This is a genomic window from Alcaligenes sp. SDU_A2 (genome assembly GCF_038237375.1).
Lineage (GTDB): Bacteria > Pseudomonadota > Gammaproteobacteria > Burkholderiales > Burkholderiaceae_B > Alcaligenes.
The window spans coordinates 3028564-3044739 of the sequence record NZ_CP151273.1 but is presented as its reverse complement, the minus strand read 5'-3'; the positions used below and the strand labels follow the sequence as shown (position 1 = coordinate 3044739).

At 60.2% G+C, this 16176-nt stretch carries 13 protein-coding genes; 8 read left to right on the top strand and 5 right to left on the bottom strand.

What is annotated here, in order from left to right:
* The first annotated feature begins 8 nt into the window (after positions 1 to 8).
* The 4 genes from AADW57_RS14075 (at position 9) to lpxC (ending at position 4502) form a co-directional block, all read left to right on the top strand.
* Positions 9 to 800 carry a cell division protein FtsQ/DivIB gene (locus AADW57_RS14075; protein WP_341667520.1) on the top strand — a complete coding sequence of 264 codons (792 nt, stop codon included), beginning with the start codon at positions 9 to 11 and terminating at the stop codon, positions 798 to 800.
* An 8-nt stretch (positions 801 to 808) separates the two neighbouring features.
* Complete coding sequence (ftsA, locus tag AADW57_RS14070) at positions 809 to 2035, top strand: cell division protein FtsA (protein ID WP_341667519.1); 1227 nt, start codon at positions 809 to 811, stop codon at positions 2033 to 2035.
* A 168-nt stretch (positions 2036 to 2203) separates the two neighbouring features.
* On the top strand, positions 2204 to 3370 hold the full coding sequence (gene ftsZ, locus AADW57_RS14065; protein ID WP_341667518.1) for a cell division protein FtsZ: 1167 nt from the start codon (positions 2204 to 2206) through the stop codon (positions 3368 to 3370).
* Positions 3371 to 3578: 208 nt separating this feature from the next.
* The gene (gene lpxC / locus AADW57_RS14060) at positions 3579 to 4502 is read left to right on the top strand and encodes a UDP-3-O-acyl-N-acetylglucosamine deacetylase (protein ID WP_341667517.1); all 924 of its coding nucleotides are present in this window, start codon (positions 3579 to 3581) and stop codon (positions 4500 to 4502) included.
* Between the two features lie 31 nt (positions 4503 to 4533).
* Here lpxC and AADW57_RS14055 read toward each other — a convergent pair whose 3' ends face one another.
* Positions 4534 to 5016, bottom strand: coding sequence for a DciA family protein (locus AADW57_RS14055; protein ID WP_341667516.1), 483 nt, complete (start codon positions 5014 to 5016; stop codon positions 4534 to 4536).
* 87 nt (positions 5017 to 5103) lie between these two features.
* On the opposite strand from AADW57_RS14055, the gene AADW57_RS14050 reads away from it, so the two are divergent.
* The 3 genes from AADW57_RS14050 (at position 5104) to AADW57_RS14040 (ending at position 9934) form a co-directional block, all read left to right on the top strand.
* On the top strand, positions 5104 to 5979 hold the full coding sequence (locus AADW57_RS14050) for a M23 family metallopeptidase (RefSeq protein WP_445819209.1): 876 nt from the start codon (positions 5104 to 5106) through the stop codon (positions 5977 to 5979).
* A 118-nt stretch (positions 5980 to 6097) separates the two neighbouring features.
* Complete coding sequence (gene secA / locus AADW57_RS14045) at positions 6098 to 8824, top strand: preprotein translocase subunit SecA (protein ID WP_341667514.1); 2727 nt, start codon at positions 6098 to 6100, stop codon at positions 8822 to 8824.
* Between the two features lie 219 nt (positions 8825 to 9043).
* A complete protein-coding gene (locus AADW57_RS14040; RefSeq protein ID WP_341667513.1) occupies positions 9044 to 9934 on the top strand; it encodes a DUF1932 domain-containing protein in 891 nt (296 codons plus the stop codon).
* Between the two features lie 243 nt (positions 9935 to 10177).
* Here AADW57_RS14040 and mgtE read toward each other — a convergent pair whose 3' ends face one another.
* From mgtE to AADW57_RS14025, 3 genes are all read right to left on the bottom strand, one after another.
* The gene (gene mgtE / locus AADW57_RS14035; protein WP_341667512.1) at positions 10178 to 11653 is read right to left on the bottom strand and encodes a magnesium transporter; all 1476 of its coding nucleotides are present in this window, start codon (positions 11651 to 11653) and stop codon (positions 10178 to 10180) included.
* Positions 11654 to 11674: 21 nt separating this feature from the next.
* A complete protein-coding gene (locus AADW57_RS14030) occupies positions 11675 to 12019 on the bottom strand; it encodes an acyl-CoA thioesterase (protein WP_003803527.1) in 345 nt (114 codons plus the stop codon).
* A 180-nt stretch (positions 12020 to 12199) separates the two neighbouring features.
* Positions 12200 to 13399 carry a M20 aminoacylase family protein gene (locus AADW57_RS14025; protein WP_341667511.1) on the bottom strand — a complete coding sequence of 400 codons (1200 nt, stop codon included), beginning with the start codon at positions 13397 to 13399 and terminating at the stop codon, positions 12200 to 12202.
* Positions 13400 to 13479: 80 nt separating this feature from the next.
* On the opposite strand from AADW57_RS14025, the gene AADW57_RS14020 reads away from it, so the two are divergent.
* Positions 13480 to 15177: an AMP-binding protein gene (locus tag AADW57_RS14020; RefSeq protein WP_341667510.1), complete on the top strand. Its 1698-nt coding sequence runs from the start codon at positions 13480 to 13482 to the stop codon at positions 15175 to 15177.
* Positions 15178 to 15258: 81 nt separating this feature from the next.
* Here the strand turns inward: AADW57_RS14020 and AADW57_RS14015 are convergent, their stop codons facing one another.
* Entirely contained in the window at positions 15259 to 16110 is an 852-nt protein-coding gene (locus AADW57_RS14015; RefSeq protein ID WP_341667509.1) for an inositol monophosphatase family protein, read from the bottom strand.
* Positions 16111 to 16176: the final 66 nt, after the last annotated feature.

Sequence of the window (16176 nt, the reverse complement as noted above, 5' to 3'; positions counted from 1 at the left end):
CCTGGAACATGTTTTCCGATGCCCGCCTGACCAATCTGATCGCTAACACGCTGGCGCTGCTGGCCGTGTCGGCGCTGGTCGTCGGGGTCATCATCTGGGCTGTGCGTCGTCCGTATTTCAATATCGAGCGTATCCAGATCGAATCGTCGCAAGGCGAACCCTTGGCCTATGTCACGCCCGAAGGCGTCAAGGCCACGGTAGCGGGCCGTCTGGAGGGCAACTTCTTTACGGTCAACCTGGACAAGTCCCGTGCCTTGATCGAAACCGCGCCCTGGGTGCGGCGTGCTCAGATCCGGCGGGTCTGGCCCAATACGCTGCAAGTTCGCATCGAAGAGCAGCAGCCGTTGGCCTACTGGAATGAGAACGACATGATCAACACCTGGGGCGAGGCGTTTGCGGCCAATCAGGCGGTGGTGCCCGACGACGCGCAACTGCCGCAGTTAAGCGGTCCGCCCAATTCCGAGCGGCTGGTGGTGCAGCGCTATGCGGAGCTGGCGCGCTGGTTCGGCCCCCTGGATGTGCAGGTGCGCGAGGTCGCGCTCAGCCCACGTTATGCCTGGGACGTGACGCTCTCGAACGGCACGCAACTGAATCTGGGCCGCGATCCTGCGGCCGATATTGCCGACCCGCACGGACGCAAAGGGGCTTTGCCCTTTGCCGTGCGTATTGAACGATTTGTGCAGGCCTGGCCTGGCCTGATGCAGCGCTTGGGCGACCGCACGCTGCAAAGCGCCGATTTACGTTATCCGAATGGCTTTGCGATCACGCTGGCTCCGGTTCCATCTACCCCTGTGAAGTAAAGAACACTATGACTCGTGACATCAAAGACCTGATCGTTGCATTGGACATCGGCACCAGCAAAGTTGTTGCTGTGGTGGCTGAAGTCCTGCCGGAAGGCCGGTTTGAAGTGCTTGGTCTGGGACAGCATGAGTCCCAGGGCATGCGCAAGGGGGTGGTTGTCAATATCGAGACGACGGTCAACTCCATCCAGCGCGCGCTGGAGGAAGCCGAACTGATGGCTGATTGCAAGATCCGTGAAGTCTATACGGGCATTGCCGGCAGCCACATCACCAGCTTTAATTCCAGCGGCATGGTGGCCGTCAAGGACAAGGAAGTGACCGCCACCGATGTGGCACGCGTGATCGAGACGGCCAAAGCCGTCAATATTCCGACCGATCAGCAAGTGCTGCATGTGCTGACCCAGGAGTTCATCGTGGACTCGCAGGAAGATATACGCGAGCCCATCGGCATGAGCGGTCTGCGCCTGGAAGTGCGCGTGCATATCGTGACCGGTGCCGTCAGTGCCGCCCAAAACATCGTTAAATGCGTGCGCCGTTGCGGCCTGGAAGTGCAGGATCTTATCCTGCAGCCGCTGGCCTCCAGCCTGTCGTGTCTGACAGCCGACGAGAAGGAACTGGGCGTGGTGTTGGTCGATATCGGCGGCGGCACGACCGACATTGCCATTTATACGGGCGGTGCCATTCGTCATACGGATGTGATCCCTATCGCCGGCGACCAGATCACCAGTGATATTGCCGCCATGCTGCGCACGCCCACGCCCGATGCCGAAGAAATCAAGTTGCGTTTTGGCGTGGCCAAGCAATCGCTGGCCCATCCCGAGGAAATGATCGAAGTGCCCGGACTGGGCGATCGGCCTAATCGTCAGGTCAAGCGTCAGGCCCTGGGCGCGGTGATCGAGCCGCGCGTGGAAGAACTGTTTACTTTTGTGCAGCAAAGTCTGCGCGAGTCGGGCTACGAGGACCTGCTGTCCTCGGGCGTGGTCTTGACGGGCGGCACGGCGATGTTGCCCGGCATCGTGGAACTGGCCGAGGACGTGTTCTTGAAGCCGGTGCGGGTCGCCGTGCCCAGCTACGAGGGCAGTCTGGCCGATGTGATGCGCAATCCGCGTTTTTCGACGGTCATGGGCCTGTTGACCGAGGCGCGTTTGCAAAGTGCGCGGGGCCGCAAGGTTGCCCAGCAGAAAGGCAGTGTCAAAGGCCTGCTGGCGCGCATGAAAGAGTGGTTCATGAATTAAAGGCATGCAGATGCCTGAAAGGGGTGGTCCGCAAGGGCTGTCCGGGAGGCGATTCAAACCGGTTGCGAGCCCAGAGGCTGGCAGGTGTTTTGAGGCGATTCCAAATCGAAGCTGTATCGGGGAAGCGAGTTGGAAATTTACTAATTTGTGTTTGAGTGGGAGTCAATCATGATGAACTTTGAAATGTTGGATACCAGCCGCAACGGCACGGTTATCAAGGTGGTCGGTGTGGGGGGAGCGGGCGGCAATGCCGTCACGCACATGATCCATTCCGGCGTGCAGGGTGTGGATTTCATCTGCGCCAATACGGATTCGCAGGCCCTGGCCAGCAGCGAAGCCCCCATCCAGATCCGTCTGGGCCGCACCGGCCTGGGTGCCGGTGCCAAGCCCGACCAGGGCCGTGCCGCCGCCGAGACGGCGCGCGAGGAAATCCGTGCAGCCCTGAACGGCGCGAACATGGTGTTCATTACGGCTGGCATGGGCGGCGGCACCGGCACGGGTGCCAGCCCTGTCGTGGCCGAAGTGGCCAAGGAGCTAGGCATTCTGACTGTGGGCGTGGTAACCAAACCATTCTCTTTTGAAGGCAATCGCCGCCTGCGTATGGCCGAAGAAGGGATCGAAGAGCTGAGCAAGCACGTCCATTCCCTGATCGTGGTGCTGAACGAAAACCTGTACGACCTGATGGACGAGGACGCGACTCAGTCCGACTGCTTCAAGGCTGCCGACGATGTGTTGCACAATGCCTGCGCGGGCATTGCCGAGATCATCAATGTCGAAGGTAATGTGAACGTGGACTTTGAGGACGTCAAGACCATCATGGGCGAGCAGGGTCAGGCCATGATGGGCACGGCGGTCGCTTCGGGCTCGAACCGTGCCCGCGAAGCCGCCGAGCGCGCCATTGCTTGCCCGCTGCTGGAAGGCGTGGACCTGCACGGTGCCCGTGGCATGCTGGTTAACATCACCTCCTCCGCATCGCTGAAAATGCGCGAAACCCGCGAGATCATGGATACCATCCGCAGCTATGCCGCTGAAGACGCCACCGTCATCTTCGGCACGGCCTACGACGAAGCCATGGGCGACAGCCTGCGCGTGACCGTGGTTGCGACCGGCCTGGGCCGCAAGCAGTCGCGTCCGCAACTGGTGCAGAACAACGAGGAAGTGCTGCGTACCGGTACGGACAACATGCCCGTCATCGGTGCTGATTACGCCAATGCGGATGTGCCTGCCGTGATCCGCAATCCACGCAGCCAGGCTTCGGCCCAGGTGCGCGCCCTGGAAACCGCCGGTATGGATCATTTCGACATTCCGGCTTTCCTGCGCAAGCAAGCTGATTGAGTCAAATCAGGCGATACCCGATTCGCCTGTTTGATTTCTCCCACACTCCCTCCCTGGCGTTCGCGCCAGGGAGGCGTTCTTGTTTCGGGATTCTGTTGCAAACGATCGCTTGACAGCAAGGTGTAGCAACACAAAACTTATAGTGGATAACCCGCAACGCGGTTACAATCCTCTGTACGAACAACGATTTACAAGTACAAAAAATACCATGCTTCGCCAGCGCACCATCAAGAACATTATCAGTACCAAGGGAGTCGGCCTGCACTCCGGCCGTCGCGTGGAAATCACGTTGCGTCCCGCGGCGCCTGATACCGGTATTGTGTTTCACCGCGTTGATCTGCCCGAAGTCGTGGACCTGCCGGCCCAGGCCGACAAGGTCGGCGGCACTCGCATGGCCTCTGTGCTTATCAAGGATGATGTGCGCGTCTCCACCGTCGAGCACCTGATGTCGGCCATTGCCGGCCTGGGCATCGATAATCTGCATGTGGATCTGACCGCCGAAGAAGTACCCATCATGGACGGCAGCGCCGGTACGTTTGTGTATCTGCTGCGTTCGGCCGGCCTGCAGGAGCAGGCCGCGCCCAAGAAGTTTCTGCGCGTGCTCAAGCCTATCGAAGTTTCCGAAGGCGAAGGGCAGGATATCAAGTGGGCGCGCCTGGAACCGTACGAAGGTTTTTCTCTGCAGTTCTCCATCGATTTTCACCACCCGGCCATTGATGCGACCGCTAATTTTGCCGAAGTGGACTTTGCCCGCGACTCTTACGTCAAAACCATCGCCCGTGCCCGTACGTTCGGTTTTGCCAGCGAAGTGGAAGCCTTGCGGGCGGCCGGGCTGGCCCGTGGGGGCAGCCTGGACAATGCCATCGTCATGGACGAGTACCGCGTGCTCAACAGCGATGGCCTGCGTTACGAGGACGAGTTCGTCAAGCACAAGATACTGGACGCCATCGGCGACCTGTATCTGATCGGCCATCCGCTGATCGCCCGCTACGTGGCCTGCAAGTCGGGTCACGGCTTGAACAACCAGTTGGCCCGCGCCTTGCTGGCCGCCCAGGATAGCTGGGAACTGGTCTCGTTCGAGTCGGCCGCGGCTGCGCCGCGTGCCTATACCAGCGAGTGGAAATTCGCCTGATTGCGGTGCGCCGCCCGCTACGGCAGGCGGCTCAGCCGCGATGATGTCGCAGCAGCCTGGCGACAGCGTCGGCCAGCGGCCCCTGTGGCAGAGCGTCGCGCAATTGCTCGAACGACGCCAGGGCGCGTTCGTCCAGTGGCTGGATCTGTCGCTCGGGCTTTATTGTCTCGCCGGCGAACAAATGGGCTTGTACATGCACCAGCGCATCGGTAATGTTCCAGCCAGCGGCATTCAAGCGCCGCATGACAGTGGGCAGCAACTGCCGCAGCTTGGCAGCGTGCGCCGCGCTGGGAACTGCCAGCGTCAATTGTTGTCTGTCTATACGGGCCACCTTACATGCCTTGCCCAAAGCGGGTGGCAAGGCCTTGCTGACATGGGTCTGCGCCGCCATAAGCTGCCGGGCCATTTCCAGAACCTGGGAACCCTGCTGGTCACCGGCCAGCCAACCCAAGGCGTGGCTTTGGCCACCGCCGCGTTTGCGAGTCGCCGATGGTGAATGCGGATTCCAGGTCATGTTCGAGGTTTTACCAAAGTGAATCGAAAAAAAGACAAGAAGTCCTTGGATTCTAACGCCAAAGGCTTGCGGCAGGCGCTGATCGCCATTTTGGCCGCCGCTTCGTTGGGGGTGTCGGCAGGTGCCGGCGCCTGGGTTCAGTCGCACTGGAGCGAACGCGATGCCGTGTCCGGCCAGGATGCGGGCGCGCATGCCAGCCAGCAGGCGCGCAGCGATGCCATGCAGGACAATGTGAACCGGCTGGCCGAAAAGGTGGGTGATCTGCAGGCCAAGCTGATCGAGATGGATGGGGTCAGCAAGCGGGTCGCCAAAGCGGCCGGCATTGCTTATACCGATCCCGAACTGGCCGATTCCATGCCTGCCCAAGATGCCGACCTGGCTTCCAGCCTGGCCGGTACTGATCTGGGCTGGAGCGCGGATCGCCTGGGCGAACAACTGGATCATCTGGCCAAGCAGATGTCCGAGCAACAGGATTGGTTCACCATGCTTGATTCGGTGCTGACTGAGCGCACGGGCAACGAAGCCCGCCTGCCTAATTATCGACCCATCGATTATGACGAAGTGGCTTCTTCCTTCGGTTGGCGTCGGCATCCGGTCACCGGTCGGCATGCCCTGCACGAGGGACTGGATTTTCCGGCCCCCAAAGGCACGCCCATCTATGCGGCTTCCGGCGGCGTGGTGTCCGAAGCCCGCTATGTGCCTGGCTATGGCAAACTGGTGGAAATCAATCACGGCAATGGCATGAGCACCCGTTATGCCCATGCCTCTTCCATCGTCGCCAAGCTGGGCGATGTGGTAGAAAAAGGGCAACTGATCGCTCGTGTCGGTTCCACGGGGCAGTCCACCGGTTCGCATCTGCATTTCGAGGTGCGCATGGCCGGTCATGCGCTGGACCCTAACTTGTTTTTGCCGGCGCGCGAGTACATGGACAATCAGATCGCACAATTGGAGCCGGGCAAGTAGTTGCTCTGGACGCATGTGCGTTAAACTGTATTGTTTTCTTGCGCTTCCCTTTAACCTGATATAGGAATGGGGTATTGTTGCAAGCCCTTGCAGCCTCGCCCACATTGACGACACAAGAATGGTTTCATTGCTGAAAAAGCTTATTGGCAGTCGCAACGACCGATTGCTTAAACAGTACCGCAAGCTGGTCGCACAGATTAATGCGCTTGAACCCTCCCTGAAAGGGCTCAGCGACGAGGAACTGACTGCCAAGACCCAGGCGTTTCGCCAGCGCGTCGCCGATGGTGCTTCCCTCAATTCCTTGCTGCCCGAGGCCTTTGCCGTTGTGCGCGAAGCCAGTATCCGCGTGTTTGGCATGCGCCACTTCGATGTGCAGATGCTGGGCGCGATCGCGCTGCATAACGGCAAGATTTCGGAAATGCGTACCGGCGAGGGTAAGACCCTGACCGCTACCTTGGCTGTCTACCTGAATGCGCTGGCCGGCAAAGGCGTGCATGTGGTGACGGTCAACGATTACCTGGCCCGGCGCGACGCCGGCTGGATGGGGCGTTTGTACAATTTCCTGGGCTTGAGCGTGGGCGTGGTCGTGCCCCAGCAGGACAATGCCGAGAAAATCGCCGCCTATCAGGCCGACATCACCTACGGCACCAATAACGAATTCGGCTTCGACTATCTGCGCGACAATATGGAATATCGCGCCGAAGACCGTCGCCAGCGCAGCCTGTTCTACGCGATTGTCGACGAGGTGGACTCCATCCTGATCGACGAGGCCCGCACGCCCCTGATCATCTCCGGCCAGGCCGAAGACAATACCGAGCTGTACGTGCGCATGAATGTGGTCCCGCCCATGCTGACCCGCATGACACAGGAGCCGCGCCCCACCGAACCGGAACCCGAAGGCGATTTCTGGGTCGACGAAAAAGGCCAGCAGGTCCATATTTCCGAAGCCGGGCACGAGCGTGCCGAGCAGATTCTGACCGAAATCGGCCTGCTGCCAGAAGGCGAGTCCCTGTACGAGCCGCGCCATATTTCCCTGATGCACCATCTGATGGTTGCCTTGCGGGCTCACAATCTGTTTTTCCGCGATCAGCAGTATGTGGTGCAGGATGGCGAAGTCGTCATTGTGGACGAGTTCACAGGCCGCCTTATGGCCGGTCGCCGCTGGTCCGACGGCCTGCATCAGGCTGTAGAGGCCAAAGAAGGCGTTCGTATCCAGAACGAAAACCAGACTCTGGCATCCATTACCTTCCAGAATTACTTCCGCATGTACGAAAAGCTGTCCGGCATGACCGGCACGGCCGATACGGAAGCCTACGAGTTCCAGGAAATCTACAGCCTGGAAACCGTCATTATTCCGCCGAACCGTCCCCTGGCCCGTAAGGACCAGAATGATCAGGTCTTCAAGACGGATGACGAAAAATTCAATGCCATTCTGAAGGACATCCAGGACTGTCACGAGCGTGGTCAACCTGTGCTGGTGGGAACGACCAGCATCGAAAATTCCGAGCTGATTTCCACGCGCCTGACTGCCGCCGGCGTCAAGCACGAAGTTCTGAATGCCAAGCAGCATGCCCGCGAAGCTGACATCGTGGCCGAAGCCGGCATGCCCGGGCATGTGACCATCGCTACCAATATGGCCGGTCGCGGCACCGATATCGTGCTGGGCGGCAGCATCGAACGTGCGATTGCCCAGGTTCGTGAAGACGAATCCCTGAGCGCCGAGCAGAAAGAAGCAAAAATCCAGGCTATCCGCGCCGCTTGGGAGCCGTTGAATCAGCAGGTCAAGCAAGCCGGCGGCTTGCGTATCATTGGCACGGAACGCCACGAATCACGTCGTATCGATAATCAGTTGCGCGGTCGTGCCGGCCGTCAGGGCGATCCTGGCTCGTCGCGGTTCTACCTGTCGCTGGAAGACTCGCTGATGCGTATTTTCGCGGGCGACCGCGTGCGCGCCATCATGGAGCGTCTGCGTCTGCCCGAGGGCGAACCCATCGAGGCGCGCATGGTCACCCGTTCCATCGAATCGGCCCAACGCAAGGTCGAGGCCCGCAACTTCGATATCCGCAAGCAATTGCTGCAATACGACGATGTGGCCAACGATCAGCGCAAGGTCATCTACGCGCAGCGTAACGAAGTTCTGGAGTCGGCCGACATTACCGAGACCGTCGCCAGTCTGCGCGAAGCGGCCGTCAGCCGTCTGTTCCGCGAGTATGTGCCTGAAGAGTCCATGGAAGAACAGTGGGACATTCCTGGCCTGACCACGGACTTGGCCAGCACCTTCCAGATCGAGCTGCCATTGGCCGCCATGCTGGAGCAGGAATCCAATCTGACCGACGACGATCTGCATGATCGCGTGCTGGAGGAGTCCCGTCGTCTGCTGCAGGCCAAGATCGATCAGGTCGGACAGGACAACTGGGGTAATTTCGAGCGCGCGGTGTTGCTGCAGTCCATCGATACGCAGTGGCGTGGCCATTTGCAGGCTTTGGATCATCTGCGTCAGGGTATTCATCTGCGCGGCTATGCTCAGAAAGATCCCAAGCAGGAATATAAGCGCGAAGCATTTGCTTTGTTCTCCGATATGCTGGATCGCGTGCGCGACGAAGTCGTCAAGGTTCTGATGACCGTGCGCATTCAGTCACCCGAGCAGGCCGAAGAAGTGGCCGTTGATACGCCGCCGCCCGTCAACGTGCGTTTCCACCATTCAGATTACGACGCCGCCTTAAGCGGCGAGGACCCCGGCCTGAACGAAACACCCCAGGGCGAGGTGCCGCGCGTAGGCCGCAACGATCCTTGCCCGTGCGGCAGCGGCAAGAAGTACAAGCAGTGCCATGGCCGTCTGGCATGATCGTTGCCAGACTTGCCTGAAAGGGTAAGTGCGACTTTGATAAGAAACCCACGGATTTCGGTCTGTGGGTTTTTTTTACGCTCTCTCTTGTTTGTGCCTCATTCGTCCGTCTGTGCGTCAGGCCAGATGCTAACGGCATGAGTATTGGAATGTCACAGCGGCTTTAGGCGTGATGGCGTCGCTTGGCTTATTTAGTTTTATTTTTATGTCTCATTGATTATGTCTTCCCAATTGGATCGTATTGCCTTGATTGGTGCGGGCGAAGTTGCGCGCGCATATGGCCCTGCTTTGAAAGCCGCTGGACTGGAGATCCCCTTTCTATTGGTACGGCGCGCAACACCACAGGCGCAGGCGTTGGCGCAGCAGGTGGGGGCGCAACTGTGCATGATGCCGACCGATGGTTGGCGCACGGTGGGGGGCGTGTTGTGTGCTGTCACCGGGGCGCAGGCCAGCACAGTGGCGCAGGCCATATTGCCCTGGCTGTCGGGCGGCACCCTGTATATGGACGTGTGTACGGGCGAGCCTCAGACGATGGAGGACATCGGGCATATGGCCGCGCAGCATGATATTGATTTTGCGGACATCGCCATTATGGGCTCGGTGCCCACCACGGGCGTACATACGGCCCTGATTGCCGCAGGGCAGGGGGCTGGCAGGGCGGCTGCGCTTTTAAGCGTCGTCGGGGCTGCTGTGCGGGTTCTGCCGGGTAAGGCGGGTGACGCCATGCGCTTAAAACTGCTGCGTAGCCAGATGACCAAGGGGCTGGAAGCCCTGGCCATCGAAAACCTGATGCTGGCCGAGCGCCTGGGCTTGCGTGCCGAGCTGTACGAGGTATTGCAGGATCTGGATCATCATGGCCTGCGCCACTTCATGGAGTTGAGCGTGCGCACGCATCTGGTGCATGGTGTGCGTCGGCGTGACGAAGTCGTGCAGGTCAAGCAGCAGATGGAGCAGGCCGGTCTGCGGCCCAGGGTCATGAACGGCGTGCTGGATTTTTTTGAGCACACAGCCGCCACGCCGCGCTTGCAGCATAGCCATGCGCTAGGTGTGCCAGAGAGCTTGCAGGTGCTGTTGGAGGATGCCGATGCGACGGATGCATCGGGACATTGAGAGGCGTGCCCACTGCCGCTGAAGTACGACTGCCCGCGGCAAACCGTCGTACCCGTCTGTACGGGACCTGCACATCAGCGGATCGCTCAATGCGTTTCTTTGCCGAAACAACTCCATGCATCATCAGGGCAAAGCGTGAGCGGCCCAGCCCCGGAATGGAACGGCGGTTTCTGGGGTTCGTATTCTGTTCATGAATGAACAGTGGTTCCCGGCAATAAGCGATAAGCCGTTTTTTTGCACAGGCTACAGCAGAAAAACGGTCGCCAGCCCCAGAAACAGCAGAAAGCCCAGCGAATCGGTGGCAAAGGTCAGCAGCACCGACGAGCCCACAGCAGGGTCATTGCCGAAGCGGTCGCGCAAGATGGGGATCAGTACGCCCAGGGCTGCGCCCAGCAGCATATTGCCTATCATGGCGGCCATCATCACCGCAGCGATGGCAATAGAGTCGGAAATGAACCAGGCAAAGAAAGCCGTGACAACGCTACCACAGGCACCCACCAGGAACGTCACCAGCAGTTCGCGCTTGATCAGCGGCACGATATTGGCACCCGAGACACGACCGGTCGCGATCGCGCGGATAATCATGGTCATGGTCTGGTTGCCGGAGTTACCGCCTATGCCGGCCACAATCGACATCAGAAAAGCCAGTATCACAATATGGCTGACGGTGTCCTCGAAGCGCGATGCCACGAAAGAGGCGGTAGCCGCTGTACACAGATTGATCAGCAGCCAAGGCGCGCGGTTGCGGATGGCGGTGCGGATGGGCGAGAAGATGTCGTCTTCTTGCAGACCGGCACGCGATAGGGCTTGTTCCTGTGAATCTTCCTGCAGCACGTCCACCACCTCGTCGATGGTGACGCGGCCGATCAGGCGGCCCATATCGTCCACGACCGGCGCGGACACCAGATCGTAGCGCTCGAAGGCTCCGGCGGCGTCCGAGTCCGAGTCCAGCGGGTTCAGCGTCAGGTAGTCGGTGGACATGACCGCCGATACCAGTGTTTCAGGTTCACTGACCAGCATGCGCGTCAGCGACAGCGTGCCTTGCAGCTTGTCGGCACGGTCCACCACGAAGATCTGGTCGGTATGATCGGGCAATTCTTGCAGGCGGCGCAGATAGCGCAGCACCACTTCCAGGGTGACGTCCTCGCGTACCCGCACCATGTCGAAGTCCATGATGGCACCCACGGTGTCTTCGGGGTAGCCCATGGCCTCGATCAGTTGCGCGCGCTCTTCGTCCGTCAGACCGCGTTGCACGGCGGCGACCACATCCGGCGGCAGGTCCGGCACCAGATCGGCGATTTCGTCGGCGTCCATATTGCCGGCGGCGGCAATCAGATCGGCCGAATCCATAGAGCGGATTAGCGATTCGCGTGCCCAGTCGGCCACTTCCAGCAGAACGTCGGCATCGTGTTCGGAGCTGACCAGTTGCCAGACGGCCTGACGTTCCAGCTCGGGCAGCGATTCCAGGATGAAGGCAATATCGGCCGGATGCAGGTCGTTGATAATGCCTTTGATCTCGGCCTCGTGCTGGCGGTGGATCAGGCCTTCGAGCAGGTTGGAGCGGTCGTCGTCCTCGAATTGACGCTGAGCCAGGGATTCGACTACTTCCTGGCGCTTGAGGATGTTCTGCAGGCGATGCAGGGCTTGCTGTGCGTCTTCCGGCTCCAGCCGGCGCGGTGTGGGGCGAGGGTCGGAGGGGGAAACCGGGTGTTCCTGCATAGGCCTGCCTGTTGCTGTTGCTTAGAGAGGGGGCAGCGGACGGCTGCGGCGCTCGTCATCGGTGGCCACATAGGTCAGTGTGGCTTCGGTCACTTTGACGGTTTCCAGCTGCAGGCGCTTGCGCTCTGCGTAGACTTCGACCGAGACCGTGATGGACGTGCGGCCTGTTTTGATGATTTCCGTATAGAAACTGAGCAGATCACCTACAAAAACGGGCTGTTTGAAGGTGAAGGCATTGACCGAAATCGTGGCGACCCGGCCCTGGGCGCGTCGTGTGGCCGGGATGGCACCGGCGATGTCCACCTGGGACATGATCCAGCCACCGAACACATCGCCATGGATATTGGCATCGGTGGGCATGGGCATGACGCGCAGCGTAGGCGCGCCGTCGGGCAACTGGGAGAGGGTGCTGGGGGTACTCACGAAAACTCCAGTGGTACGGATTGGCGGATAAACGCAGTGCACAAGCGGGCCGCACACGGCAGGCAAAGCAACAGGCATTGTAACGGCAAGCCTTGTGCCCGCCGTTAAACATTTGTTAAAGGTTCAGCGATGGTGTCGTAGCCAGTCCAGCGCCAGCTTGACCCAGTAACTGGCCCCGACCGGAATCAGCGTGTCGTTGAAGTCGTAACTGCCGTTGTGCAGCATGCAGGGTCCCAGGCCGTGTCCGTGGCTGCGATGATCGCCGTCGCCGTTGCCCAGCCAGACGTAGCAGCCGGGCACCTCTTGCAACATGAAAGAGAAGTCTTCCGCTCCCATGGAAGGCCGTATGTCCTGGCGCAGGCGCTCTTCGCCCACCAGTTCGCGGATGACCTGAGCGCAGAACGCGGCCTGGGCCGGATCGTTGAGGGTGGGCGGGTAGCGGCGATCGAAGCTGAATTGGGCGCGGCAGCCAAATGCGGCGCAGGTGTGCTCGGTCAGCTCACGCATGCGCTGCTCTACCTGCTCCAGGGCTTCGTTGGAAAATGTGCGTACGGTGCCGCTCATCAGGGCGTCGTTGGGGATGACGTTATCGGCCGAGCCGGCGTGGATCTGCGTGATGCTCAGTACCACGGGTTCGAGCGGGTCCACATTGCGGCTGACGATGCTTTGCAGACTTTGCGCCAGTTGCACGGCCGTGACAACGGGGTCTACGCCTAGATTGGGCATGCCGCCGTGTGCTCCCTTGCCTTCGATGCGAATCTTGAAGGTGTTGCTGGAGGCCATCATGGCACCCGGACGCACGCCAAAGGTGCCGGCCGGCATGCCGGGCCAGTTGTGCAGGCCAAAGACCGCCTGCATAGGAAACTGCTCGAACAGACCGTCGTTGATCATTTCGCGCGCGCCGCCAAAGCCTTCTTCGGCGGGTTGGAAGATCAGGTAGACGGTGCCGGCGAAATCGCGGTGTTCGGCCAGGTAGCGGGCCGCACCCAGCAGCATGGCGGTGTGGCCGTCGTGACCACAGGCATGCATTTTGCCGTCATGGCGGCTTTTGTGGTCGAACTCGTTCAGCTCCTGCATGGGCAGCGCGTCCATGTCGGCGCGCAAGCCCACCGACGGCCCGTCGCCGCCGGTGCCGCGCACAATGCCGACCACGCCGGTTATGCCCAGGCCGCGGTGCACAGGGATGCCCCATTGCTTGAGCCAGTGTGTGACCTGGTCGGCGGTTCGGGTTTCCTCGAAGGCCAGTTCGGGATGGGCGTGAAGATCGCGGCGTATGGCCGTGATTTCGTGGGACCAGGCGGAAATGGGTTCGAGCAGCTTCATGATGCAGTCCTGTTCGTGTGCATGAACATTAAGGTAGAGTAAAGTTAACCATAAATAAACCAGAATTAGGTGACAAGCTCTTGGATACTCAGCAAAAACCATGGCTGGAACATTATCCGCCTTCGGTCCCCCGGGATATCCGGCTCGATCCCGAGCAGACCTTGATCGATTGTTTGGATGCCGCCATCAAGAAGCACAAGGACAGAACGGCGTTGACCTTTATGGGTTACGACCTTAGCTACGGGCAGTTGGACCGACATGCCGACGCGTTCGCCGCGTGGCTGCAGTCCCGAGGGCTGGAGCCAGGCAGCCGGGTTATGCTGATGCTGCCCAATGGCCTGCCGTTTTTGATGGCCCTGGTCGGCACGCTGCGCGCGGGCATGGTTGCAGTCAATACCAATCCGCAATACACCGAGCGCGAGCTGGAGCATCAACTGGCCGATAGCCAGTCTGATGTCATCGTCATCCTGGAAAACTTCGCGCATGTATTGCAGCAGGTGCCCAAGCCGCTGCAGCCGCGCCATGTGCTGATCAGCACGGTAGGCGACTGCATGGGGTTTAAGGGGACGATGCTTAATCTGGCCGTGCGCTATCTGAAACGCATGGTGCCCGCGTATTCTTTGCCGGGCGCGTTGCGCCTGCACCAGGCACTGGAGCAAGGGGCGGATCTGCCGTTGCGCCGTAGGCCTGCGCGACCTGACGATCTGGCTTTGCTGCAGTACACCGGCGGCACGACAGGCCGCCCTAAGGGGGCCATGCTCAGTCAGCGCAATCTGATGGCGAATGTGCTGCAAGTCGAGGCGGTAGGTCATCCGGCCCTGGGCGATTTCAAAGGGCCGGCTTACACCATGATGGTGGCTTTGCCGCTTTATCACATCTTTGCGCTGACCGTATGCGGCTTATTTGCCTTGTATGCCGGCATGCATCTGGTGCTGATCATGAATCCGCGCGATCTTAATTCCATCTGCAAGGCCTGGAAGCGCAATCCGCCCGACATCGTCCCGGCGGTCAATACGCTGTTTAATGCCTTGGCCAATCATGCACCGTTCGGCAAGCTGCCGTTTGCTCAGCTCAGGCTGTGCCTGGCCGGCGGGGCCGCATTGCAAAAAACGGTGGCCGAGCGTTGGCTGGCGCTGACCGGTAGCGCCCTGATCGAAGGTTATGGCTTGTCCGAGACCTCGCCCGTGGTGGCCGTTAACGTGACCGACTCCAAAGTCTATAGCGGTACGATAGGCTTTCCTTTGCCATCGACCGATGTGATCTTGCTCGACGATCAGGAGCGGCCAGTTGCGCAAGGCGAGCAGGGCGAACTGGCGGTCAAGGGGCCACAGGTGATGTCGGCCTATTGGCAGCAGCCCGAAGAAACGGCCAAAACCTTTACCGCCGATGGTTTTCTGAAAACGGGCGACATTGGCATTATGGACGAGCAGGGCCGTATCCGGTTGGTGGATCGCAAGAAAGATTTGATTCTGGTGTCGGGCTTTAATGTCTACCCGAACGAGATCGAGGACGTAGTGGCTTCCCACCCCGATGTGCTTGAGGTGGCTGCCGTCGGGGTGCCCAGCGAGCACAGCGGCGAGACCATCAAGCTGTTTGTGGTGCGGCGCAATCCCGCCCTGACCGAAGATGAGATCAAGCGCTGGTGCAAAGAGCGGCTGACGGCCTATAAGCGACCGCGCATCATCGAATTTCGGGATGAGCTGCCCAAGAGCAATGTGGGCAAGATTTTGCGGCGCGTCTTGCGTGACGAAGAGGCCAGGAAGGCACCGGTGGCCTGACCTCTTGGCCGCTGTTCAGGTGCCGCAGCCGTGTCGGTGCACCTGCCCGGCCAGACAAGTTCCGGCTGGGCAGGTGGGGGCTTAGAGGTGTGGGATCGTCAGGTGGGGGCCGGTCATATCCAGCAACTGTGCCGCGATCTGGGGATTGCCGGCATACACATAGCCGTCCATCGGCCAGGGTTGTTGCTGGTACAGATCACCGCATATGCCCTTGGCTTCGCGCACCAACAAGGTGCCGGCGGCCACGTCCCACGGTGCCAGACCCATTTCCCAATAGCCGTCGTAGCGGCCGCAGGCTACCCAGGCCAGATCCAGCGCGGCGGCACCCATGCGGCGCACGCCACGACTGCCGGTAATGGCAGCGTGCAGGGCGGGCATGTATTGGTCGGCAAATGAAAAATCCCGGAAAGGAAAACCCGTGGCCAGTACCGAGTCCGCGATGGTCTTGGCCTGCGAGACCTGGATGCGGTTGCCGTTCAGCCAGGCACCGACGCCGTACATGGCGGTAAAGAGCTCTTCGCGGTTGGGGTCGTAGACCACGGCGATCACGGGTGTGTCTTCGCTCAGCACGACGTTGTCCATCTGTGTGCCGGCAGGGGCGATCAGGGCGACGGAGACGGCGTACTGGGGAATGCCGTGCAGGAAGTTAGTGGTGCCATCAAGCGGGTCGATGTACCAGGTAGGCTTGCCTGTGCTGACGCCGCCGCTTTCTTCTGCCACGATGTCCATGTCTGGCGTACGCTCGCGCAATACCGCGATGCAGGCTTGTTCGGCCTCGCGGTCGGCCTGAGACACCAGATCGTTGCGCATTTTGCTGGTCACGACCAGTTCGCTGCGATCCGAAGCGTAGGCTTGTAAAATAGCGGCAGCGGCATGGGCCGCCGTAACGGCGGCGTCCAGGCAATCGCTGAGCGGTAAACGTGGCAATGGCATAGTGATTCTGTCTCGATAGTAAAAGTGCGAAGCGAATTCTTTCATTGTACGTGCTTCTTTATGCCA